Below are 21,483 nucleotides of genomic sequence, written 5' to 3' on the forward strand. Positions count from 1 at the left end.
CCCGTCTTCACCCGCATGGCGACACGTCGGCACGCCTGCGTGAGCGGCCGTTCACGCGGCGGTACCCTCGCAATGCACATATCCGATGAGAGGCGCACCCCATGAGTGATCCCGACGGCCCCCAGCCCGAGAAGCCGGCTGACGTCGACGACGTCGTCGGCAGCGCGAACGCCGGTCTCGCAGACGCCGCCGCCGCGGGCGCGGATGTTCCCGGCGCGAACGACAGCGTGGACGACGGTCCCGTCGACCCCGTCGCCGCGCCCGTCGACCCCGACCTCGCCGCCTTCGAAGAGGCCGAGCGGGACCACCCCGGCACGTTCGCTCCTCCGCCCCCCGCCGCGACAGCGACGCCGGCCGCCGCCTCGAACCCCGACGTGCGCGATGTCCGCTCTGAGGCCGACGCCGACAGTGCTTCCTTCTTCCCTGAACCGGTCGTGGCCGAGCCCGCACCGTTCGGCCACGAACAGTCCGGCATGGCCGGGGGTGCCTACGCGCAGTATGGCGATGAGGCCGACACCCGTGTCGTCCCGTCGGAGCCGCTGGTCGCCGCGAGCGCGGGTGCGGCCGCGGCCCAGCCGCAGCCGATCTTCGTGCAGGCTCCGGAGCCGCCGCGTGATCGCGGCAACCGCGGAACCGCCGGGCTCATCGGTCTGCTCGCGACCCTCGTCTTCGCCGTGCTCTACCTGGGCGCGGCGCTGGGATTCGGCGCGGTCGCCGGGGATGTCACGGGCGAGAACATCGGTGAAGCGGCGCTCGCGCCTCTGCTCACGTGGGGATACTGGACTCCCGTCGTCGTGTTCTTCCTCGGGTTCTGGCTGCTCGGCGCGATCATCAACCGCGGACGCTGGGGCCTCTGGGTCGTGTTCGGTCTCCTCGTCGGCGTCATCGCGTACGCCGGCCATATCCTCGGGCAGCTGTTCGAGGCGCCGTTCTGGAAGCTCACCGCCTCGCAGGGACTCGACCTCGTCGGGGAACAGCTGCTGGCGCCGTTGGCGATCGCCGCGTTCGTGTTCGCCCGTGAGCTGACCATCTGGTTCGGCGCATGGGTGTCCCGCAGCGGTGCGCGCAAGACCGAGCTGAACGCCGAGGCGCAGCGCGAGTATGAGCGCACCCTCGAAGCCGGTCCGACGCTGTCGAGGTAGTCACGAACTCCACCACGCCGAACCCCCGCGGGCCCGAGTCCGCGGGGGTTTCGGCTGTCTTGGCGGTGGTGCTCGCCACCATCAGCTTCTTCGCGCTCGCGGTGTTCGGGCTCGGTGCCTTGAGCGTGGCGACCGACACCGACATCATCTCGACCCCCGACCTCGGTCAGGTTCCGGGGGTGGTGGGGATGCTCGCCGCGGTCGTCGCCTTCGCGGTGCTCCTGGGGGTGACCCTCCGGACCCGGCGTCCGTCCTTCGTCTCCACGATCACGATCGCGCTCGTCACTGTCCTCGCGCATCTCGTGGTCGTGTGGTTCGCCGTTCTCCTCGGAACGTCGGACGTCGTGATCGCCACGGCGGTCGCCGGGGACCTCGTCCGGGGTGGAGTGAGCGCGGTGCTGCTCGTGGCGGCGCTGATCGCCGCGTGGGGTGGCGTCGCTCTCCGACGCACTCGTGCTGAGCATCCGCGTTGGCCTTGGGAGCGCGACGAGGACGAGTGACCTTCCACGCCCCGCCGCGGAAGGGGAAATCGACGCGGTGAAGGGCGACGCGCCGTACGCTGGTGGGGTGGAGCGCTCACTGGAGACGCAGGTGGACCAAGCCGTCGAGGCCTGGTTGCGCTGGGTGCCGCGCTGGGAGCCGGCGACCCATCGAGGCCGCGTCGCGCCCTGCCGCCGTTGTCTGGGGTCTCCGATCCTCGCCGCCGCCGGGATCGGAGCGAACGCGCCCCACGGCGTGCAGCATGGGCTCTCCACCCGGATCAAGACCATCGTCGACCACGCGGTCGCCGAGTACACGGCGCAGAACCTCCCGATGCTGCAGCGAGAGCTCGACCAGCAGGCCGCACGCAATCGCGCCCGCAGCTACCGACCGGCCGAAGACCTCGACCCCGAGTTCGACGGGCTCCCGCTCGATCCGGAGCCGGTACCCGGAGCACCGTTCCTGTTCACGATCGCCGGCCTCGCCGACGACTCCGCCGCAGAGCTCCCGGCGCTGCCGCCGCTCACGGAGGAGGCGAAGATCGCCCTCCGCCAAGAAGTCGCCCTGGCCGACGAGTACGCCAACATGGTCGGCCGGGAGATCTGCAACATGCTGCTCGGGCACCGGATCGTCATCCAGGCGGCGATCTCCCAGCATGTCGAGCCTCAGATCGAGGCGCTGCTGGCGGAGTTGACCGAGTCGCTGGACTCGCCCTTCGATCCCGACATCCCCTGATCCTCGCGACGGTTCGCGGCCGCACGCTCATTTGACCGCCACGTTACGCGGCATTACACTTGACCAGGTGTGTGCACGTCTCGACGTGCGCGCTGGGCGTCGGCACCATGCCGGTCCGCCCCCACGGCATACCCACCACACCAAAAGCTCGTCGATTCCGGCGTGCCGGTGGGTCATGATGTGAAACCCATCACGCTGTCACCGTGCAGCACTATGAGGAGAGAACGTGCCAACCATTCAGCAGTTGGTTCGCAAGGGTCGCTCGCCCAAGGTCACCAAGACCAAGGCGCCGGCGCTCAAGTCGAACCCGCAGCAGGCCGGGGTCTGCACCCGCGTCTACACCACCACCCCGAAGAAGCCGAACTCGGCGATGCGCAAGGTCGCTCGTGTGAAGCTCCGCAACGGCACCGAGGTCACCGCGTACATCCCCGGTGAGGGCCACAACCTGCAGGAGCACTCGCTCGTGCTCGTGCGCGGCGGTCGTGTCAAGGACCTTCCCGGTGTGCGTTACAAGATCGTCCGTGGCGCCCTGGACACCCAGGCAGTCAAGAACCGTAAGCAGGCTCGTTCCCGCTACGGCGCGAAGAAGGGTTGAGTTAGATGCCTCGTAAGGGACCCGCCCCGAAGCGCCCCGTCGTCAACGACCCGGTATACGGCGCACCGATCGTCACCTCGCTGGTGAACAAGATCCTCGTCGACGGCAAGAAGTCGCTGGCCGAGTCGATCGTCTACGGCGCCCTCCGCGGTGTCGAGGCGAAGAACGGCCAGGACGCCGTCGCCACGCTCAAGAAGGCGCTCGACAACGTGCGCCCGACCCTCGAGGTCCGCAGCCGCCGCGTCGGTGGTTCGACCTACCAGGTGCCGGTCGAGGTCAAGCCTCACCGCGCCAACACGCTCGCTCTGCGCTGGCTCGTGAGCTACGCGAAGGGCCGTCGTGAGAAGACGATGACCGAGCGTCTCCAGAACGAGATCCTCGACGCGTCCAACGGCCTGGGTGCCGCGGTCAAGCGCCGCGAGGACACGCACAAGATGGCCGAGTCGAACCGCGCGTTCGCTCACTACCGCTGGTAAACAGCTTCGCCCGTCCCCCGGCCTCCCGTCGGGGGACGGGCACCCCCTCTTCGCAGTAAGACTGCTCCAAAAGATAAGGACACTCCTGTGGCACAAGACGTGCTCACGGACCTGAGCAAGGTCCGCAACATCGGCATCATGGCGCACATCGATGCCGGCAAGACCACGACGACCGAGCGCATCCTGTTCTACACGGGCGTCAACCACAAGCTCGGCGAGACGCACGACGGCGCCTCGACCACCGACTGGATGGAGCAGGAGAAGGAGCGCGGCATCACGATCACGTCTGCCGCCGTGACCTGCTTCTGGAACAAGAACCAGATCAACATCATCGACACCCCCGGTCACGTGGACTTCACGGTCGAGGTGGAGCGCTCGCTCCGCGTCCTCGACGGTGCTGTCGCCGTGTTCGACGGCAAGGAGGGCGTCGAGCCCCAGTCCGAGACCGTGTGGCGTCAGGCCGACAAGTACAACGTGCCGCGCATCTGCTTCGTCAACAAGATGGACAAGCTCGGTGCCGACTTCTACTTCACGGTCGACACGATCGTCAGCCGCCTCGGCGCCAAGCCGCTGGTCATCCAGCTGCCCATCGGTGCGGAGAACGACTTCATCGGTGTCATCGACCTGATCGAGATGCGTGCACTGGTCTGGCCCGGCGACTCCAAGGGTGATGTCACCATGGGCGCCAAGTACGAAGTCCAGGAGATCCCCGCCGACCTCAAGGAGAAGGCGGACGAGTACCGTCAGCAGCTCCTCGAGGTCGTCGCCGAGACCGACGACGCGCTGCTCGAGAAGTTCTTCGGTGGCGAGGAGCTCACGGTCGCCGAGATCAAGGGCGCGATCCGCAAGCTGACCGTCGCGAGCGAGATCTACCCGGTGCTCTGCGGCTCCGCGTTCAAGAACCGCGGTGTCCAGCCGATGCTCGACGCGGTCGTCGACTTCCTGCCGAACCCCCTCGACGTCGGTGCCATCGAGGCGCACGACCCGAAGGACTACGACACGATCATCGAGCGTCACCCCGACGCCAACGACCCGTTCTCGGCGCTGGCCTTCAAGGTCGCCGTGCACCCGTTCTTCGGTCGCCTCACCTACGTGCGCGTCTACTCGGGTCACCTCGACTCGGGCTCCGCCGTGGTCAACTCGACCAAGGGCAAGAAGGAGCGCATCGGGAAGATCTTCCAGATGCACGCCAACAAGGAGAACCCGGTCGACTCGCTGACCGCCGGCAACATCTACGCGGTCATCGGCCTGAAGGACACCACCACCGGTGACACCCTCGCCGACCCGGCAGCTCCGGTCGTCCTCGAGTCGATGACGTTCCCGGAGCCCGTGATCGAGGTCGCGATCGAGCCGAAGACCAAGGCCGACCAGGAGAAGCTGGGTCTCGCGATCCAGAAGCTCGCTGAGGAGGACCCGACCTTCCGCACGGAGCTCAACCCCGAGACCGGTCAGACGACCATCAAGGGCATGGGCGAGCTGCACCTCGACATCCTCGTCGACCGCATGAAGCGCGAGTTCCGCGTCGAGGCGAACGTCGGCAAGCCGCAGGTCGCGTACCGTGAGACGATCCGCAAGACCGTCGAGAAGCACGACTACACGCACAAGAAGCAGACCGGTGGTTCTGGACAGTTCGCGAAGATCCAGTTCAACATCGAGCCGCTCGAGCTTGACTCCGAGACGACTTACGAGTTCGTGAACGCCGTCACCGGTGGTCGCATCCCCCGTGAGTACATCGGCTCGATCGATGCTGGTTTCCAGGACGCGATGAACGTCGGTGTGCTCGCGGGCTACCCGATGGTCGGCGTCAAGGCGACCATCGTCGATGGTGCAGCGCACGACGTCGACTCCTCGGAGATGGCGTTCAAGATCGCGGGCTCCATGGGCTTCAAGGAGGCCGCTCGCCGTGCCAACCCCGTGCTGCTCGAGCCGCTGATGGCCGTCGAGGTCCGTACTCCGGAGGAGTACATGGGCGACGTCATCGGTGACCTGAACTCGCGCCGTGGCCAGATCCAGTCGATGGAAGACGCCGCCGGCGTCAAGGTCGTCCGCGCTCAGGTGCCGCTGTCCGAGATGTTCGGCTACATCGGCGACCTGCGCTCGAAGACCTCGGGCCGCGCCGTCTACTCGATGGAGTTCCACAGCTACGCTGAGGTTCCCCGCGCGGTGGCGGACGAGATCGTCCAGAAGACCAAGGGCGAGTAATCACCCTTCTGGGTTCCCCGCGGCGCCGAGCACGGCGAAGCGCCGCGGGGTTCCCAGGTCACCTACAACTTCACATTCCCTCTCTACTAAACTGAGAACCTAACCCGTAGAGAACCGGTCGCAAACCAGTGCCCGGTCACCTCTACAACGACGTCCTGAGGAGGACCCAGTGGCTAAGGCCAAGTTCGAGCGGACCAAGCCGCACGTCAACATCGGAACGATCGGTCACGTCGACCACGGCAAGACCACGCTCTCCGCAGCGATCTCGAAGGTGCTTGCTGACAAGTACCCGTCCGACACCAACGTGCAGCGTGACTTCGCTTCCATCGACTCGGCGCCGGAAGAGCGCCAGCGTGGTATCACCATCAACATCTCGCACATCGAGTACGAGACCCCGAAGCGCCACTACGCGCACGTCGACGCTCCCGGCCACGCCGACTACGTCAAGAACATGATCACCGGTGCGGCTCAGATGGACGGCGCGATCCTCGTGGTCGCCGCCACCGACGGCCCGATGGCTCAGACGCGTGAGCACGTGCTGCTCGCCAAGCAGGTCGGCGTTCCCTACCTGCTCGTCGCGCTGAACAAGTCCGACATGGTCGACGACGAGGAGATCCTGGAGCTCGTCGAGCTCGAGGTCCGCGAGCTGCTCGCCGGCCAGGGCTTCGACGAGGACGCTCCTGTCGTCCGCGTCTCCGCTCTCAAGGCCCTCGAGGGCGACGAGAAGTGGGTCCAGGCGATCCTGGACCTCATGCAGGCCGTCGACGACAGCGTTCCGGACCCGGAGCGTGACCGCGACAAGCCGTTCCTGATGCCCGTCGAGGACGTCTTCACGATCACCGGCCGTGGAACCGTCGTCACGGGTCGCGCCGAGCGTGGCACGCTGGCCATCAACTCCGAGGTCGAGATCGTCGGACTCCGTCCGACCGTCAAGACCACGGTCACGGGTATCGAGATGTTCCACAAGCAGCTCGACGAGGCCTGGGCCGGCGAGAACTGTGGTCTGCTGCTCCGCGGTACCAAGCGTGAAGACGTCGAGCGCGGTCAGGTCATCGTCAAGCCGGGTTCGGTCACGCCGCACACCGACTTCGAGGGCACCGCGTACATCCTGTCGAAGGACGAGGGTGGCCGTCACAACCCGTTCTACACGAACTACCGCCCGCAGTTCTACTTCCGCACCACCGACGTCACCGGCGTCATCTCGCTGCCCGAGGGCACCGAGATGGTCATGCCCGGCGACACCACCGACATGACGGTCGAGCTGATCCAGCCGATCGCCATGGAGGAGGGCCTCGGCTTCGCCATCCGTGAGGGTGGACGCACCGTCGGCGCCGGTACGGTCACGAAGATCATCAAGTAAGCATCTGCTTCCTCGCAAAGGGGTCGGGCCTTCGGGTCCGGCCCCTTTGTCGTGGACGGGCGGCGAGGGTTCCCTTCGGCGGGGTGGACATGCACAATGAGTGTGGTCGCCCCGATCGGACGACCGCACACGTCTCAGAAGGGGAGTCACATGGGTATCGAGGACGCCGTGAACAAGGGCAAGGACCTCTACGAGCAGAACAAGGACAAGATCGCCGAAGCCGTGAAGAGCGAGCAGGCGGAGGACATCAGCGACAAGGTGCTCGACGGTGTCGCCGACTTCGCGAAGAAGATCGCACCCGGCGCGGCGGACAAGATCGACGAGATCCGGGACAGCGCGGACAAGGCCGTCGGCAACGAGTAGCCTCGCCCGTCGTCGCTGAGCGGCGCCCCACCGGTGGTGGGGCGCCGCTTTTCGGTGCCGGGCGGTGAGACCCGGTGTCAAATGTGGCGGATTCGCTCCTGCATCGAGTAAGATCGTCTCGACCGCCTGGGGATCTTGCGGTCATGGAAGCCGAAGGGGTTCGGTTTCCGGGAACACGCGGTCATCCGCGTCCAAACTGGGGATATGCGATCTTGGGGATCATCGTGCGACGCGCGCAGCCACTGCGCCTGAGCGTCTCCCTGCCTGCGCGGCGGGTCTTCCGCCGCGCCCTCGGTCGAGGAGCTCGGCGTCCCTTCACGCCGGGCTACTCGCGTTCGGTGTGCCCCCTCGCACTGAACGCCCTCCCCAAGCGGGGCGAGGCATGGGGATGCCTCGCCCCGCTATCTCCTGCGATCTGACGTCTCCGCCGCGCGTCTGAGGCGCGGCGAGACGACCGCGACACGCCCGGGTTTGCAGAAGTGAAATCGGCCGTGGCAGAATAGACAGGTTCGATATTCCGTTGCCGCTGTGCGTGCAACGGATCACTGCCAGGGCAGTGCATAGACGGCGCCTCCTCCGGGACGGCGCAGGGTTCTAGGCCGCGGGTAGCAGAACACACCCCGACACCCCCTCATGATGAAGGGTTCCGCCGTGCGCGGTGGAAGGTCGGCATCCGGTCGCCTCGCGGCTTCCGGCTGACAGAAGAACAGTGGTGCAGCAGATCGACTCGTGAGAGCCGTTCTCGTGCCGAGGCGCGAACAGCGCCGACGTGCGTCCAATGCCCCAGGGCCACCCGGTCCCGGACGGTAAGACGCCTAAAGAGAGAGAGCAGACAATGGCGGGACAGAAGATCCGCATTCGCCTGAAGTCGTATGACCACGAGGTCATCGACACGTCCGCACGCAAGATCGTCGACACCGTGACCCGTGCGGGCGCAACCGTCGTCGGCCCCGTGCCCCTTCCGACCGAGAAGAACGTCGTGTGCGTCATCCGGTCGCCCCACAAGTACAAGGACAGCCGCGAGCACTTCGAGATGCGCACCCACAAGCGTCTGATCGACATCGTCGACCCGACGCCCAAGGCTGTCGACTCGCTGATGCGTCTCGACCTGCCGGCCGATGTCAACATCGAGATCAAGCTCTGAGGTTCGACATGGCTGACATCAATTCCAAGGTTTCCAAGGGCATGCTCGGCACGAAGCTCGGCATGACCCAGGTCTGGAACGAGAGCGGCAAGCTCGTTCCCGTCACCGTCATCGAGCTGGCACCGAACGTGGTCACCCAGGTCCGTACCCCCGAGAAGGACGGCTACAACGCCGTGCAGATCGCCTACGGCCAGATCGACCCCCGCAAGGTGAACAAGCCGCTCTCCGCTCACTTCGAGGCAGCCGGCGTCACGCCGCGTCGTCACGTCACCGAGATCCGCACCGCGGACGCCGGCGACTACACCCTGGGCCAGGAGCTCACGGTCGACGGCACCTTCGAGGCAGGCCAGCTCGTCGACGTCGTCGGCACGAGCAAGGGCAAGGGCTTCGCCGGTGTCATGAAGCGCCACAACTTCAAGGGCGTCTCGGCTTCGCACGGTGCACACCGCAACCACCGCAAGCCCGGCTCCATCGGCGCATCGTCGACCCCGAGCCGCGTCTTCAAGGGCATGCGCATGGCCGGCCGTATGGGTGGCGAGCGCGTGACCGTCCTCAACCTCACGGTGCACGCCATCGACATCGAGAAGGGACTCATGCTCGTCAAGGGCGCCGTCCCCGGTGCTCGTGGTCGCATCGTCTATGTCCGCAACGCAGTGAAGGGTGCCTGATCATGGCTGACTCCACTCTCGCGCTCGACGTCCTCAAGGCAGACGGCAAGAAGGCAGGCTCCATCGAGCTTCCCGCCGCACTGTTCGACGCCAAGACGAACATCCCGCTCATCCACCAGGTCGTCGTCGCGCAGCTCGCGGCGGCACGCCAGGGCACGCACTCGACCAAGCGTCGTGGCGAGGTCTCCGGTGCCGGCCGCAAGCCCTTCAAGCAGAAGGGCACGGGTAACGCCCGTCAGGGTTCCATCCGCGCGCCCCACATGACCGGTGGTGGCATCGTCCACGGCCCGAAGCCGCGTGACTACTCGCAGCGCACCCCCAAGAAGATGATCGCCGCCGCCCTGCTGGGCGCGCTCAGCGACCGCTTCCGCGGAGACCGCATCCACGCCATCGACTCCTTCGGGATCGACGGCACGCCCTCGACCAAGACCGCGGTGAGCTTCCTCACCAACGTCGTCTCGTCGAAGAACGTGCTCGTCGTCATCGAGCGGGGCGACGACGTGACGCTGAAGAGCATCCGCAACCTGTCGAACCTGCACGTGCTGACGTTCGACCAGCTCAACGCATACGACGTGCTCGTCTCCGACGACATCGTCTTCACCCAGGCCGCGCTCGAGGGCTTCATCGCCTCCAAGTCCGGCGCCAACCAGGAGGTCTCCGCATGAGCGAGCAGGCATCTGTTCTCCAGACGGCCCTGAACAAGGACCCGCGCGACATCATCCTGAAGCCGGTCGTGTCCGAGAAGAGCTACGGGCTCATCGATGAAGGAAAGTACACCTTCCTCGTCGACCCGCGCGCTTCGAAGACCGAGATCAAGCTCGCCATCGAGAAGATCTTCGGCGTCAAGGTCGCAGGGGTCAACACCCTCAACCGCGTCGGCAAGGCTCGCCGCACCCGCTTCGGAACCGGCAAGCGCAAGGACACCAAGCGCGCCATCGTCACCCTGAAGTCGGGCACCATCGACATCTTCACGGCAATCGGCTGATCCGGGGGATAAGGACAATCATGGCTATTCGCAAGTACAAGCCCACGACCCCGGGCCGTCGCGGCTCGTCGGTGGCTGACTTCGCCGAGATCACTCGATCGACGCCGGAGAAGTCGCTGCTGCGCCCGCTCTCGAAGACCGGTGGTCGCAACAACCAGGGCCGCATCACGACCCGTCACATCGGTGGTGGCCACAAGCGCCAGTACCGCGTCATCGACTTCCGTCGCAATGACAAGGACGGCGTCAACGCCAAGGTCGCTCACATCGAGTACGACCCCAACCGCACCGCGCGCATCGCGCTGCTGCACTACTTCGACGGTGAGAAGCGCTACATCCTCGCTCCGGCGAAGCTGAAGCAGGGCGACATCGTCGAGTCGGGTGCCGGGGCTGACATCAAGCCGGGTAACAACCTCCCGCTGAAGAACATCCCCACCGGTACCGTCATCCACGCGATCGAGCTCCGCCCCGGCGGCGGCGCGAAGATGGCACGTTCGGCCGGTGCATCCGTCCGTCTCGTCGCCAAGGACGGCCCCTACGCCCAGCTGCGTCTCCCCTCGGGTGAGATCCGCAACGTCGATGCGCGCTGCCGCGCGACCATCGGCGAGGTCGGCAACGCCGAGCAGTCGAACATCAACTGGGGCAAGGCCGGCCGTATGCGCTGGAAGGGCGTCCGCCCGACGGTCCGTGGTGTCGCGATGAACCCGGTCGACCACCCGCACGGTGGTGGTGAGGGTAAGACCTCCGGTGGTCGTCACCCCGTCTCCCCGTGGGGCCAGGCGGAGGGTCGTACCCGTCACGCCAACAAGGAAAGCGACAAGTACATCGTGCGTCGTCGTAACGCCGGCAAGAAGCGCAAGTAGGAGTAAGAGAAGATGCCTCGCAGTCTTAAGAAGGGCCCCTTCGTCGACGATCACCTGCTTCGCAAGGTGGTCGTGCAGAACGAAGCCGGCACCAAGAACGTCATCAAGACCTGGTCCCGTCGGTCCATGATCATCCCGGCCATGCTGGGTCACACGATCGCGGTCCACGACGGACGCAAGCACATCCCTGTGTTCGTGTCCGAGACCATGGTCGGTCACAAGCTGGGCGAGTTCGCGCCCACCCGCACCTTCCGCGGTCACGAGAAGGACGACAAGAAGGGGCGGCGCCGCTAATGGTCGAATCGATCGCACGCGTGCGACACATCCGCGTGACCCCTCAGAAGGCTCGCCGTGTCGTCGCGCTCATCAAGGGCAAGCAGGCTCAGGAGGCTCTCGCCATCCTGAAGTTCGCGCAGCAGAGCGCCAGCGAGCCGATCTACAAGCTTGTCGCGTCGGCCATGGCCAACGCGCAGGTGAAGGCGGATCGCGACGGCGAATTCCTCGACGAGCAGGACCTGTACGTGGCGAACGCGTACGTCGACGAGGGCACGACGCTCAAGCGTTTCCAGCCCCGTGCACAGGGTCGCGCTTTCCAGATCAAGAAGCGCACGAGCCACATCACGGTCGTGCTCTCGACGCCTGAGGCAGCTCCGGCCGCCACGGGCGACAGCAACAAGAAGGCGAGCAAGTAATGGGACAGAAGGTAAACCCGTACGGCTTCCGTCTCGGCATCACGACGGACCACGTCTCGCGTTGGTTCTCTGACTCGACGAAGCCGGGGCAGCGTTACGCCGACTACGTCGCCGAGGACATCAAGATCCGCAACCTGCTCAAGACGCAGCTCGACCGCGCCGGTGTCTCGAACATCGAGATCGAGCGCACCCGTGACCGCGTCCGCGTCGACATCCACACCGCCCGTCCGGGCATCGTGATCGGTCGTCGTGGAGCCGAGGCCGAGCGCATCCGCGGCGACCTCGAGAAGCTCTCGGGCAAGCAGATCCAGCTGAACATCCTCGAGGTCAAGAACCCCGAGGCCGACGCTCAGCTCGTCGCGCAGGGCATCGCCGAGCAGCTCTCTGCTCGTGTGGCGTTCCGTCGTGCGATGCGCAAGGGTCTGCAGGGCGCTCAGCGCGCCGGCGCCAAGGGCATCCGTATTCAGGTCTCCGGCCGCCTCGGCGGCGCCGAGATGAGCCGTTCGGAGTTCTACCGCGAGGGTCGTGTGCCGCTGCACACGCTGCGCGCGAACATCGACTACGGCTTCTACGAGGCGAAGACCACCTTCGGCCGCATCGGCGTGAAGGTCTGGATCTACAAGGGCGACCTGACCGCGAAGGAGCTCGCTCGCGAGCAGGCCAACGCACCCAAGGCTCGTCGTGACGACCGTGGTGGCGACCGCCGCCGTGCCCCGCGCAACGAGGCACCTGTCGCAGAAGGAGCGTCGGCATAATGCTCATCCCCCGTAAGGTCAAGTTCCGCAAGCAGCACCACCCCGGGCGCTCGGGTCAGGCCACCGGCGGCACGAAGGTCTCCTTCGGCGAGTACGGTATCCAGGCGCTTTCGCCCGCTTACGTGACGAACCGTCAGATCGAGTCCGCTCGTATCGCGATGACCCGTCACATCAAGCGTGGTGGAAAGGTGTGGATCAACATCTACCCCGACCGTCCGCTCACGAAGAAGCCTGCCGAGACCCGCATGGGTTCCGGTAAGGGTTCCCCCGAGTGGTGGGTCGCCAACGTCAAGCCGGGCCGTGTCCTCTTCGAGGTCGCGGGTGTCGACGAGCAGCTCGCTCGCGAAGCTCTGACCCGAGCAATTCACAAGCTGCCGCTCAAGGCACGCATCATCAAGCGCGAGGAGGGCGACGCGTAATGGCGATCGGCACCAAGGAGCTCGCCCCGGCAGAGCTCGACACATTCGAAGACCAGCGCCTCGTCGAGGAGCTGCGCAAGGCCAAGGAGGAGCTGTTCAACCTCCGTTTCCAGTCGGCCACCGGCCAGCTGGAGAGCCACGGCCGCATCCGCGCCGTCAAGCGCGACATCGCGCGTCTCTACACCGTGATCCGCGAGCGTGAGCTGGGCATCCGTGCGACGCCCGCTCCGGTCGAGGCTCCGGCCAAGAAGGCGACCAAGTCGAAGGCGAAGAAGGCGGACTCCGCCGACGACGCCGTGAAGGAAGAGGCTGAGTGATGGCCACCAAGAAGGAAGCGACTGCGGAGACGCAGGCCGCAGGACACGAGTCGTCCGAGCACGACGTCCGCGACACCGCTGCACGCGGTTACCGCAAGGCGCGTCGCGGCTACGTCGTCAGCGACAAGATGGACAAGACCATCGTGGTCGAGGTCGAGGACCGCGTGAAGCACCCGCTTTACGGCAAGGTCATCCGCCGCACCTCGAAGGTCAAGGCGCACGATGAGGCGAACACCGCCGGCATCGGCGACCTGGTCCTGATCAACGAGACCCGCCCGCTCAGCGCCACGAAGCGCTGGCGCCTGGTGGAGATTCTGGAGAAGGCCAAGTGATCCAGCAGGAATCCCGACTCAAGGTCGCCGACAACACCGGCGCCAAGGAGCTGCTCACGATCCGCGTTCTCGGTGGCTCGAAGCGCCGCTACGCGGGCCTCGGCGACACCATCGTCGCGACCGTCAAGGACGCGATCCCCGGTGGCAACGTCAAGAAGGGCGACGTCGTCAAGGCGGTCATCGTCCGCACCAAGAAGGAGGTCCGTCGTCCGGACGGCTCCTACATCAAGTTCGACGAGAACGCCGCCGTGATCCTGAAGAACGACGGGGAGCCCCGCGGCACCCGTATCTTCGGACCGGTCGGTCGTGAGCTTCGTGACAAGAAGTTCATGAAGATCGTCTCGCTGGCGCCGGAGGTCATCTAATCATGGCGAAGATCAAGAAGGGTGACCTGGTTCAGGTCATCACGGGTGCCACGCAGGAGCGTGGCGGCGACCGCGGTAAGCAGGGCAAGGTCCTCGACGTCCTTTCCGACAAGAACCGCGTCATCGTCGAAGGCGTGAACTACGTCACCAAGCACACCCGCGTCGGACAGACGCAGCGTGGCACCAAGACCGGAGGCCTCGAGACCGTCGAAGCCTCCATCCACATCTCGAACGTCGCACTCGTCGACCCCTCGACCAAGAAGCCGACCAAGGTCGGCCACCGGGTCGAGGAGCAGACGAAGGACGGCGTGAAGCGCACCGTCCGCGTGCGCTACGCGAAGAAGAGCGGTAAGGACCTCTGATGAGCACCGACACTGCCGCGCCGGCTGGCAAGATCCAGCCGCGCCTGAAGCAGAAGTACAACACCGAGATCAAGAAGGCGATGCAGGAAGAGTTCGGTTACTCGAACGTCATGCAGATCCCCGGACTGGTCAAGGTCGTCGTGAACACCGGTGTCGGCGAGGCAGCTCGCGACAGCAAGGTGATCGATGGCGCGGTCGACGACCTCACCAAGATCACCGGCCAGAAGCCGATCGTCACGAAGGCCCGCAAGTCCATCGCGCAGTTCAAGCTGCGTGAGGGTCAGGCCATCGGCGCGCACGTCACCCTCCGTGGTGACCGCGCGTGGGAGTTCGTCGACCGCCTCGTCTCGCTCGCTCTGCCCCGAATCCGCGACTTCCGCGGTCTCTCGGCCAAGCAGTTCGACGGCAACGGCAACTACACCTTCGGTCTCCAGGAGCAGAGCGTGTTCCACGAGATCGATCAGGACAAGATCGACCGGGTTCGCGGTTTCGACATCACCGTCGTCACCACCGCGAAGACGGATGACGAGGGTCGGGCACTGCTCCGCCACCTCGGCTTCCCGTTCCGCTCGGAAGACGCACAGGCGTAACACCCTTGACGGGCTCAGTGGTCTCGTGTCACTGAGCCCGTCGATGTGCACGTACAATTGAAAATTGCGTGTCATCGCAGGCCGTCTGTCGTGTAACGGCAGCCGGAACCTCATGAACAAAGGAAAACAACAATGACAATGACAGACCCGGTCGCAGATCTGCTGACCCGTCTGCGCAACGCGAACTCGGCGCACCACGATTCCGTGACCCTGCCGTCGAGCAAGCTCAAGACGCACATCGCTGAGATCCTCCAGCAGGAGGGCTACATCGCCGGTTGGGAGACCTCTGACGCTCGCGTCGGGAAGAACCTCACGCTGACGCTGAAGTACGGTCCCAACCGTGAGCGCTCCATCGCCGGTATCAAGCGCGTCTCGAAGCCCGGTCTCCGCGTCTACGCGAAGTCGACCGAGCTGCCCACGGTCCTCGGCGGCCTCGGCGTGGCCATCCTGTCCACTTCCTCCGGTCTTCTCACCGACCGTCAGGCTGAGCAGAAGGGCGTGGGCGGAGAAGTTCTCGCCTACGTGTGGTAATTCGAAATGTCGCGTATTGGACGACTTCCCATCGACGTTCCTGCGGGCGTGACCGTTTCGGTCGACGGCCGTGAGGTCGCGGTGAAGGGCCCCAAGGGTGAGCTCACCCTCACGGTGGCCAGCCCCATCGAGGTCGCGGTCGAGGAGAACCAGGTTCTGGTCTCCCGTCCCGACGACGAGCGCGAGTCGCGGTCGCTTCACGGCCTGACCCGCACGCTCATCAACAACAACATCATCGGCGTGACCCAGGGATACACCAAGGGTCTCGAGGTCGTCGGCACCGGTTACCGCGTGCAGCAGAAGGGGAGCTCGGTCGAGTTCGCCCTCGGCTTCTCGCACCCGGTCCTGGTCGACCCGCCCGCCGGCATCACGCTCACGGTCGAGGGCACCACCAAGCTCACCGTCAGCGGGATCGACAAGCAGGCTGTCGGTGAGGCAGCTGCGAACATCCGCAAGATCCGCAAGCCTGAGCCGTACAAGGGCAAGGGTGTGCGCTACGCCGGCGAGAACGTGCGTCGCAAGGCCGGAAAGAGTGGTAAGTAACCATGGCTCTCAAGTCAAAGTCTGACGCCCGCGCGCGTCGTCACGCCCGCCTTCGCAAGAAGGTCGTCGGCACCGAGGCGCGTCCGCGTCTCGTCGTCAACCGTTCGGCCCGCCACGTCTTCGTGCAGCTGGTCGACGACAGCAAGGGTCACACCGTCGCGTCGGCTTCGACGCTCGAGACCGACCTGCGCTCGCTCGAGGGTGACAAGACCGCCAAGGCCCGCAAGGTCGGCGAGCTCCTCGCCGAGCGCGCGAAGGCCGCAGGCGTTTCCGAGGCAGTGTTCGACCGTGGCGGCAACCGCTACGCCGGTCGTGTCGCCGCCATCGCCGACGGCGCCCGTGAGGGGGGTCTGGCACTGTGAGTGACAACAAGGAGAACGAAGTGACCGAAGCGGCTGCTGCCACTTCCGAGACGGCTGCAGGCACCACGCAGGCAGAGCCGACTCGCGATCAGCGCGACGGCCGCCGTGGTGGCCGTGGTGACCGCAACCAGGGTGGCCGCGACCGCAACTCGCGCGACCGTGGTGACAACCAGTTCCTGGAGCGCGTCGTCACCATCAACCGTGTCTCGAAGGTCGTGAAGGGTGGTCGTCGCTTCAGCTTCACCGCTCTCGTGGTCGTCGGTGACGGCAACGGTCTGGTCGGCGTCGGCTACGGCAAGGCCCGTGAGGTCCCCCTGGCCATCTCGAAGGGTGTCGAAGAGGCCAAGCGCAACTTCTTCCGCGTTCCGCGCGTCGGCAGCACCATCCCGCACCCCGTGCAGGGTGAGGCCGCCGCTGGTGTGGTCCTGCTCCGCCCGGCCGCTGCCGGTACCGGTGTCATCGCCGGTGGTCCGGTCCGCGCCGTGCTCGAGTGCGCCGGCATCCACGACGTGCTGTCGAAGTCGCTCGGCTCGTCGAACACGATCAACATCGTGCACGCGACGGTCACCGCCCTGAAGCAGCTCGAGGAGCCTCGTGCGGTCGCCGCACGTCGTGGCCTCGAGTTCGACCAGGTCGCCCCTGCGCGTCTCGTCCGCGCCGAGGCCGAGGCCATCGCCGCACAGAAGGTAGGTGCCTGATGGCCGCGCGACTGAAGGTCACGCAGATCAAGTCCAAGGTGAGCGAGAAGCAGAACCAGCGCGACACGCTGCGCAGCCTCGGTCTCAAGCGGATCGGTGACACCACCGTCCGCCCCGACGACGCGCAGACGCGCGGTTACGTCAAGACCGTCGCCCACCTCGTCAAGGTTGAGGAGATCGACTAATGGCTGAGAAGAACGAGGCCGTCGAGGCTGAGAAGGCCCCGAAGAAGGCTGCAGCCCCCAAGGCCGCCGCCGAGAAGAAGCCTGCTGCGAAGAAGGCTCCGGCCAAGAGCGCAGCAGCCGACGCCAAGGCTGAGGCTCCCGCCAAGAAGCCGGCTGCCAAGAAGGCTGCGCCCGCGAAGGACGCTCCGGCGTCCCGCCCCGGCGTGCTGAAGGTGCACCACCTGCGTCCCGTCCCCGGATCCAACACCGCCAAGACTCGCGTCGGCCGTGGTGAGGGCTCCAAGGGTAAGACCGCTGGTCGTGGTACCAAGGGCACCAAGGCGCGCAACACCGTTCGCGTCGGCTTCGAGGGTGGGCAGATGCCGCTGCACATGCGCACCCCGAAGCTGCGTGGGTTCAAGAACCCGTTCCGCGTGGAGTACCAGGTCGTGAACCTGGAGAAGCTCGCGGAGCTGTACCCCAAGGGTGGCGACGTCACCGTGGGCGACCTGGTCGCCAAGGGTGCCGTTCGCAAGAACGAGAAGGTCAAGGTTCTCGGTAACGGCGACATCGCCGTGAAGCTCACCGTTTCGGTCGACAAGGTCTCGGGTTCCGCCGAGCAGAAGATCGTCGCGGCGGGCGGATCCGTCAAGTAACCGCAGTGCAAGAGGGGCCGGAGATTCTCCGGCCCCTCTTGTGGTTTCACACTGCGAGACCTCGCTCTGGGGCCGCATCCGGCGGGCCTGGTATCGGTGGCGAATTCCGGGAAGCCCGGTTTGCGTTACCCTGGTCTTTCAGCCGTCCTTCGGGAATCGGCAACCTTTTCAGGAGGAACGTCCTTGTTTAGCGCCATCGCGCGGATCTTCCGCACCCCCGACCTGCGTCGGAAGATCGGTTTCACCCTCGCCATCATCGCGATCTACCGGCTCGGCTCCAACGTCCCGGCACCGTTCGTGAACTTCCCGAACGTCGAAGAGTGTCTCGCGGCCAACGCGGGCACCGATGGTCTGCTCGGACTGGTCAACCTCTTCTCCGGTGGCGCGCTGCTGCAGCTGTCGATCTTCGCGCTCGGCGTCATGCCGTACATCACCGCGACGATCATCACGCAGCTCCTGCGCGTGGTCATCCCGCACTTCGAGGCGCTGCACAAGGAAGGTCAGGCCGGTCAGGCCCGCCTGACCCAGTACACGCGCTACCTCACGATCGCTCTCGCGCTGCTCCAGTCGACGACCCTCGTCACGGTCGCGCGCAGCGGTCAGCTCTTCGGGACGACAGATCTCGCGGCCTGCCAGCAGCTCCTGACCAACGACGTGTGGTGGGCGCAGCTGCTCATCATCATGGCGATGACGGCCGGTACCGGTCTGATCATGTGGTTCGCCGAGCTCGTCACCGAGCGCGGCATCGGCAACGGCATGTCCCTGCTCATCTTCACCTCGATCGCCGCGACGTTCCCCGGCGCCATGGGGCTCATCTGGCAGACCAAGGGCTTCGAGGTCTTCCTCCTGGTGCTGCTCGTCGGAATCGTCGTGATGGGGCTCGTCGTCTTCGTCGAGCAATCCCAGCGAAGGATCCCCGTCCAGTACGCCAAGCGCATGGTCGGTCGCCGTACCTACGGCGGGACGAACACCTACATCCCGATCAAGGTCAACATGGCGGGTGTGATCCCCGTGATCTTCGCGTCGTCGCTGCTGTACATCCCTGCGCTCATCGCTCAGTTCAACACCCCACAGGACGGCTCGACGCCGCCCGCCTGGGTCTCGTGGATCAGCGCGAACTTCACGACGGGCAACAGCCCGGTCTACATGGCCGCGTACTTCCTGCTGATCATCGGCTTCACCTACTTCTACGTGGCGATCACGTTCAACCCGGTCGAGGTCGCGGACAACATGAAGAAGTACGGCGGCTTCATCCCGGGCATCCGTGCAGGGCGTCCCACGGCCGAGTACCTCGACTACGTGCTCACCCGCATCACGCTTCCCGGCTCGCTGTACCTCGGTCTCATCGCGCTCATCCCGCTGATCGCGCTGGCCACGGTCGGCGCCAACCAGAACTTCCCGTTCGGTGGCGCGTCGATCCTGATCATCGTCGGTGTCGGTCTCGAGACGGTCAAGCAGATCGATGCGCAGCTCCAGCAGCGTCACTATGAAGGGCTTCTCCGATGACAGCATCCGCACGTCTTCTCATCGTCGGTCCGCAGGGCTCCGGAAAGGGCACGCAGGGCGTGCGCATCGCCGAGTTCTACGGCATCCCGGTCGTGTCGACCGGTGACATCTTCCGCGCGAACACCAAGGAGGGCACGCCCCTCGGCCAGCAGGTCACGGCGATCCTCGACAAGGGCGACCTCGTTCCGGACGAGCTGACGAGCGAGATCGTGCGCGACCGGCTTTCGCAGCCCGACGCCGCGCAGGGCTTCCTGCTCGACGGGTACCCGCGCAACACCGCGCAGGTCGCTCACCTGGAGTCGTTCCTCGCGGAGCGGGGGGAGGCCCTCGACGCCGTCATCCTCCTCGACGTGCCGCGCGAGGAGAGCCTGTCGCGTCTGTCCCTGCGCGCGACCGAGCAGGGACGTTCGGATGACACCCCGGAGGCCATCGGCCACCGCCTCGACATCTACGAGCGCGAGACCGCGCCGATCCTCGAGGTCTACGGCGCCAAGGGCATCGTCGACCGCATCGACGGCGTCGGCTCCCTCGACGAGATCACCGAGCGCATCGCGGATGCTCTGGCCGCGCGCGGTCTGCGTCTCGCGGCCTCCGCCTCCTGAGATGTTCCGCCGGTCGATCTACAAGACCCCGGCTCAACTGCGAGCCATGGTCGAGCCCGGGCTCATCACCGCCGCAGCACTGGACGCCGTCCGCCCGATGATCAAGGCCGGCGTCACCACGCTGGAGCTCGACACCGTCGCGAACCGCGCGATCTTGTCACGCGGTGCGGAGTCCAACTTCCAACTCGTGCGCGGCTACCACCACACCACCTGCATCTCGGTGAATGAGCAGGTCGTCCACGGCATCCCGGGGGAGCGGGTGCTGCAGCCGGGGGACATCGTATCCGTCGACTGCGGTGCGCAGTTCCAGGGATGGAACGGCGACAGTGCCATCACCGTCGTGGTGCCCGATCCGGAGCGGCCCGAACTGGTCGCACAGCGCGAGGAGCTCTCCCGCGTCACGGAGGGCTCGATGTGGGCCGGAATCGCCGCCATGGCATCCGCGTCGTCGATCGATGAGATCGGTGCGGCCATCCAGGGGTACATCGAGGCGCAGGGCCCTTCCGCGGTCTCCGGTGAGCCGTACGGCATCCTTCGCGAGTACGTCGGTCACGGCATCGGGCGCAAGATGCACGAGGCCCCCAGCGTCTTCAACTACCGCACACCCGATCGCGGGGAAGACGTCAAACCGGGACTCGTGCTCGCGATCGAGCCGATGGTCACCGCCGGCGGAGAAGCGACCTTCATCGAAGAGGATGACTGGACCGTCACGACCGTCGACGGAACCGATGGCTCCCATTGGGAACATAGCGTCGCCCTGCATGATGGAGGTATCTGGGTGCTGACCGCGCCCGATGGTGGAAGAGCCGGACTCGCCCCGTTCGGGGTCGAGCCTCGAGAGATCGGAAAGTAATGGCAGCGGCGAAGAGCAACACCAACTGGTTCGCGATCGGCGTCTCCATCGCCGTGGTCGTGGTGCTGGTGGCGATCGGTGGACTCGTGGTGTTCCTCAACAACCAGGCGACCTCACCCGGCGCCGCACCCAGTGCCAACGACACGTTCGACCCGGAGACGGGCGCGATCTCCTTCGGGGACGGTGAAGACACGGTCGCGGTGTTCCTGGACTTCCAGTGCCCCATCTGCAAGAGCTTTGAGGATCAGTACGGAGAGCAGCTGGAGGCGGCTGCGGCAGACGGGCGCATCACGCTCGAGTACCACCCGATCGCGATCCTCGACCGTTTCTCGCAGGGCACGGACTTCTCGTCGCGCTCTGCCGGTGCGGCCTTCTGCGTCGCGGAGTCGAACCCTGACCTGTACCTCGATTTCGCGAAGACGCTGTTCGAGAACCAGCCGGCGGAGAACTCTTCCGGTCTCACGAACGACCAGATCGCCGGCTTCGCGACACAGGTCGGTGCGGACGACGCGGTCTCGTGCATCACCGACGAGACGTACCGCAAGTTCGGTGCGGCGCAGGCGAAGGCCCACGAGATCGCCGGAACGCCGACCATCGAGGTCAACGGCGAGCGTCTCGACCTCCAGGCCGGGGACATCTCCAAGATGGAGCAGCTGATCGGCTGACCGGTCGGCTTCGCGCCCCGGACGCCCGAGTTGCCGGATGGTAATCGAGCGTCTAACATAG

The 21,483-nt window shown here is 65.9% G+C and carries 32 protein-coding genes; all 32 read left to right on the forward strand.

What is annotated here, in order from left to right; translation table 11 throughout:
* Positions 1-101: 101 nt before the first annotated feature.
* The 32 genes from KV397_RS03460 (at position 102) to KV397_RS03615 (ending at position 21,422) form a co-directional block, all read left to right on the forward strand.
* Entirely contained in the window at positions 102-1,142 is a 1,041-nt protein-coding gene (locus tag KV397_RS03460) for an ABC transporter (protein ID WP_131492370.1), read from the forward strand.
* A gap of 65 nt (positions 1,143-1,207) precedes the next feature.
* A complete protein-coding gene (locus KV397_RS03465) occupies positions 1,208-1,642 on the forward strand; it encodes a hypothetical protein (protein WP_261812180.1) in 435 nt (144 codons plus the stop codon).
* A 67-nt stretch (positions 1,643-1,709) separates the two neighbouring features.
* Complete coding sequence (locus KV397_RS03470; protein WP_194239285.1) at positions 1,710-2,357, forward strand: spermidine/putrescine ABC transporter substrate-binding protein; 648 nt, start codon at positions 1,710-1,712, stop codon at positions 2,355-2,357.
* A 226-nt stretch (positions 2,358-2,583) separates the two neighbouring features.
* Positions 2,584-2,952, forward strand: coding sequence for a 30S ribosomal protein S12 (rpsL, locus tag KV397_RS03475; protein ID WP_017201609.1), 369 nt, complete (start codon positions 2,584-2,586; stop codon positions 2,950-2,952).
* Between the two features lie 5 nt (positions 2,953-2,957).
* Positions 2,958-3,428, forward strand: a complete 471-nt coding sequence (gene rpsG, locus KV397_RS03480; protein WP_017201608.1) for a 30S ribosomal protein S7 — start codon at positions 2,958-2,960, stop codon at positions 3,426-3,428.
* Between the two features lie 87 nt (positions 3,429-3,515).
* Positions 3,516-5,630, forward strand: coding sequence for an elongation factor G (gene fusA, locus KV397_RS03485; protein ID WP_047524111.1), 2,115 nt, complete (start codon positions 3,516-3,518; stop codon positions 5,628-5,630).
* A gap of 169 nt (positions 5,631-5,799) precedes the next feature.
* On the forward strand, positions 5,800-6,990 hold the full coding sequence (gene tuf / locus KV397_RS03490) for an elongation factor Tu (protein WP_047524110.1): 1,191 nt from the start codon (positions 5,800-5,802) through the stop codon (positions 6,988-6,990).
* A 150-nt stretch (positions 6,991-7,140) separates the two neighbouring features.
* The gene (locus tag KV397_RS03495; RefSeq protein ID WP_045264638.1) at positions 7,141-7,353 is read left to right on the forward strand and encodes a hypothetical protein; all 213 of its coding nucleotides are present in this window, start codon (positions 7,141-7,143) and stop codon (positions 7,351-7,353) included.
* An 835-nt stretch (positions 7,354-8,188) separates the two neighbouring features.
* Positions 8,189-8,497 (forward strand): 30S ribosomal protein S10, encoded by a 309-nt coding sequence (rpsJ, locus tag KV397_RS03500; RefSeq protein WP_017201594.1) that lies wholly within the window; start codon positions 8,189-8,191, stop codon positions 8,495-8,497.
* Positions 8,498-8,505: 8 nt separating this feature from the next.
* The gene (gene rplC, locus KV397_RS03505; protein WP_047524109.1) at positions 8,506-9,165 is read left to right on the forward strand and encodes a 50S ribosomal protein L3; all 660 of its coding nucleotides are present in this window, start codon (positions 8,506-8,508) and stop codon (positions 9,163-9,165) included.
* 2 nt (positions 9,166-9,167) lie between these two features.
* Positions 9,168-9,830: a 50S ribosomal protein L4 gene (gene rplD / locus KV397_RS03510; protein WP_047524108.1), complete on the forward strand. Its 663-nt coding sequence runs from the start codon at positions 9,168-9,170 to the stop codon at positions 9,828-9,830.
* Complete coding sequence (gene rplW, locus KV397_RS03515; protein ID WP_017829206.1) at positions 9,827-10,150, forward strand: 50S ribosomal protein L23; 324 nt, start codon at positions 9,827-9,829, stop codon at positions 10,148-10,150. The genes rplD and rplW overlap by 4 nt, the downstream gene beginning before the upstream one ends.
* Before the next feature lie 20 nt (positions 10,151-10,170).
* On the forward strand, positions 10,171-11,010 hold the full coding sequence (gene rplB / locus KV397_RS03520) for a 50S ribosomal protein L2 (RefSeq protein ID WP_017201590.1): 840 nt from the start codon (positions 10,171-10,173) through the stop codon (positions 11,008-11,010).
* 12 nt (positions 11,011-11,022) lie between these two features.
* Entirely contained in the window at positions 11,023-11,304 is a 282-nt protein-coding gene (gene rpsS / locus KV397_RS03525; RefSeq protein WP_017829205.1) for a 30S ribosomal protein S19, read from the forward strand.
* Positions 11,304-11,702 carry a 50S ribosomal protein L22 gene (gene rplV / locus KV397_RS03530; RefSeq protein ID WP_021201121.1) on the forward strand — a complete coding sequence of 133 codons (399 nt, stop codon included), beginning with the start codon at positions 11,304-11,306 and terminating at the stop codon, positions 11,700-11,702. The genes rpsS and rplV overlap by 1 nt, the downstream gene beginning before the upstream one ends.
* Positions 11,702-12,457, forward strand: coding sequence for a 30S ribosomal protein S3 (rpsC, locus tag KV397_RS03535; RefSeq protein WP_017201587.1), 756 nt, complete (start codon positions 11,702-11,704; stop codon positions 12,455-12,457). The genes rplV and rpsC overlap by 1 nt, the downstream gene beginning before the upstream one ends.
* Entirely contained in the window at positions 12,457-12,876 is a 420-nt protein-coding gene (rplP, locus tag KV397_RS03540) for a 50S ribosomal protein L16 (RefSeq protein ID WP_047524107.1), read from the forward strand. The genes rpsC and rplP overlap by 1 nt, the downstream gene beginning before the upstream one ends.
* On the forward strand, positions 12,876-13,193 hold the full coding sequence (gene rpmC, locus KV397_RS03545; RefSeq protein WP_017829202.1) for a 50S ribosomal protein L29: 318 nt from the start codon (positions 12,876-12,878) through the stop codon (positions 13,191-13,193). Before rplP ends, rpmC begins: the two co-directional genes overlap by 1 nt.
* Entirely contained in the window at positions 13,193-13,525 is a 333-nt protein-coding gene (gene rpsQ, locus KV397_RS03550) for a 30S ribosomal protein S17 (protein WP_047524106.1), read from the forward strand. Before rpmC ends, rpsQ begins: the two co-directional genes overlap by 1 nt.
* Complete coding sequence (gene rplN / locus KV397_RS03555; protein WP_017201583.1) at positions 13,522-13,890, forward strand: 50S ribosomal protein L14; 369 nt, start codon at positions 13,522-13,524, stop codon at positions 13,888-13,890. Before rpsQ ends, rplN begins: the two co-directional genes overlap by 4 nt.
* Before the next feature lie 2 nt (positions 13,891-13,892).
* On the forward strand, positions 13,893-14,252 hold the full coding sequence (gene rplX, locus KV397_RS03560) for a 50S ribosomal protein L24 (RefSeq protein WP_047524105.1): 360 nt from the start codon (positions 13,893-13,895) through the stop codon (positions 14,250-14,252).
* Positions 14,252-14,842: a 50S ribosomal protein L5 gene (gene rplE, locus KV397_RS03565; protein ID WP_047524104.1), complete on the forward strand. Its 591-nt coding sequence runs from the start codon at positions 14,252-14,254 to the stop codon at positions 14,840-14,842. Before rplX ends, rplE begins: the two co-directional genes overlap by 1 nt.
* Positions 14,843-14,974: 132 nt before the next feature.
* A complete protein-coding gene (rpsH, locus tag KV397_RS03570; RefSeq protein WP_047524103.1) occupies positions 14,975-15,373 on the forward strand; it encodes a 30S ribosomal protein S8 in 399 nt (132 codons plus the stop codon).
* Between the two features lie 6 nt (positions 15,374-15,379).
* Positions 15,380-15,916 carry a 50S ribosomal protein L6 gene (gene rplF, locus KV397_RS03575; protein WP_047524102.1) on the forward strand — a complete coding sequence of 179 codons (537 nt, stop codon included), beginning with the start codon at positions 15,380-15,382 and terminating at the stop codon, positions 15,914-15,916.
* A 2-nt stretch (positions 15,917-15,918) separates the two neighbouring features.
* Positions 15,919-16,278 (forward strand): 50S ribosomal protein L18, encoded by a 360-nt coding sequence (gene rplR / locus KV397_RS03580; protein WP_017201578.1) that lies wholly within the window; start codon positions 15,919-15,921, stop codon positions 16,276-16,278.
* A 20-nt stretch (positions 16,279-16,298) separates the two neighbouring features.
* Entirely contained in the window at positions 16,299-16,976 is a 678-nt protein-coding gene (gene rpsE, locus KV397_RS03585; protein ID WP_269406194.1) for a 30S ribosomal protein S5, read from the forward strand.
* Positions 16,976-17,161 (forward strand): 50S ribosomal protein L30, encoded by a 186-nt coding sequence (gene rpmD / locus KV397_RS03590; protein ID WP_017201575.1) that lies wholly within the window; start codon positions 16,976-16,978, stop codon positions 17,159-17,161. Before rpsE ends, rpmD begins: the two co-directional genes overlap by 1 nt.
* Entirely contained in the window at positions 17,161-17,796 is a 636-nt protein-coding gene (rplO, locus tag KV397_RS03595) for a 50S ribosomal protein L15 (RefSeq protein WP_052193795.1), read from the forward strand. Before rpmD ends, rplO begins: the two co-directional genes overlap by 1 nt.
* Positions 17,797-17,979: 183 nt before the next feature.
* Positions 17,980-19,302 (forward strand): preprotein translocase subunit SecY, encoded by a 1,323-nt coding sequence (gene secY, locus KV397_RS03600; RefSeq protein ID WP_047524101.1) that lies wholly within the window; start codon positions 17,980-17,982, stop codon positions 19,300-19,302.
* Positions 19,299-19,904: an adenylate kinase gene (locus KV397_RS03605; protein WP_248570188.1), complete on the forward strand. Its 606-nt coding sequence runs from the start codon at positions 19,299-19,301 to the stop codon at positions 19,902-19,904. The genes secY and KV397_RS03605 overlap by 4 nt, the downstream gene beginning before the upstream one ends.
* Before the next feature lies 1 nt (position 19,905).
* A complete protein-coding gene (gene map, locus KV397_RS03610; RefSeq protein ID WP_131492367.1) occupies positions 19,906-20,757 on the forward strand; it encodes a type I methionyl aminopeptidase in 852 nt (283 codons plus the stop codon).
* Positions 20,757-21,422: a DsbA family protein gene (locus tag KV397_RS03615; RefSeq protein ID WP_131492366.1), complete on the forward strand. Its 666-nt coding sequence runs from the start codon at positions 20,757-20,759 to the stop codon at positions 21,420-21,422. The genes map and KV397_RS03615 overlap by 1 nt, the downstream gene beginning before the upstream one ends.
* Positions 21,423-21,483 lie beyond the last annotated feature (61 nt).

The sequence above is a fragment of the Microbacterium aurugineum genome (assembly GCF_023101205.1).
Classification (GTDB): domain Bacteria; phylum Actinomycetota; class Actinomycetes; order Actinomycetales; family Microbacteriaceae; genus Microbacterium; species Microbacterium aurugineum.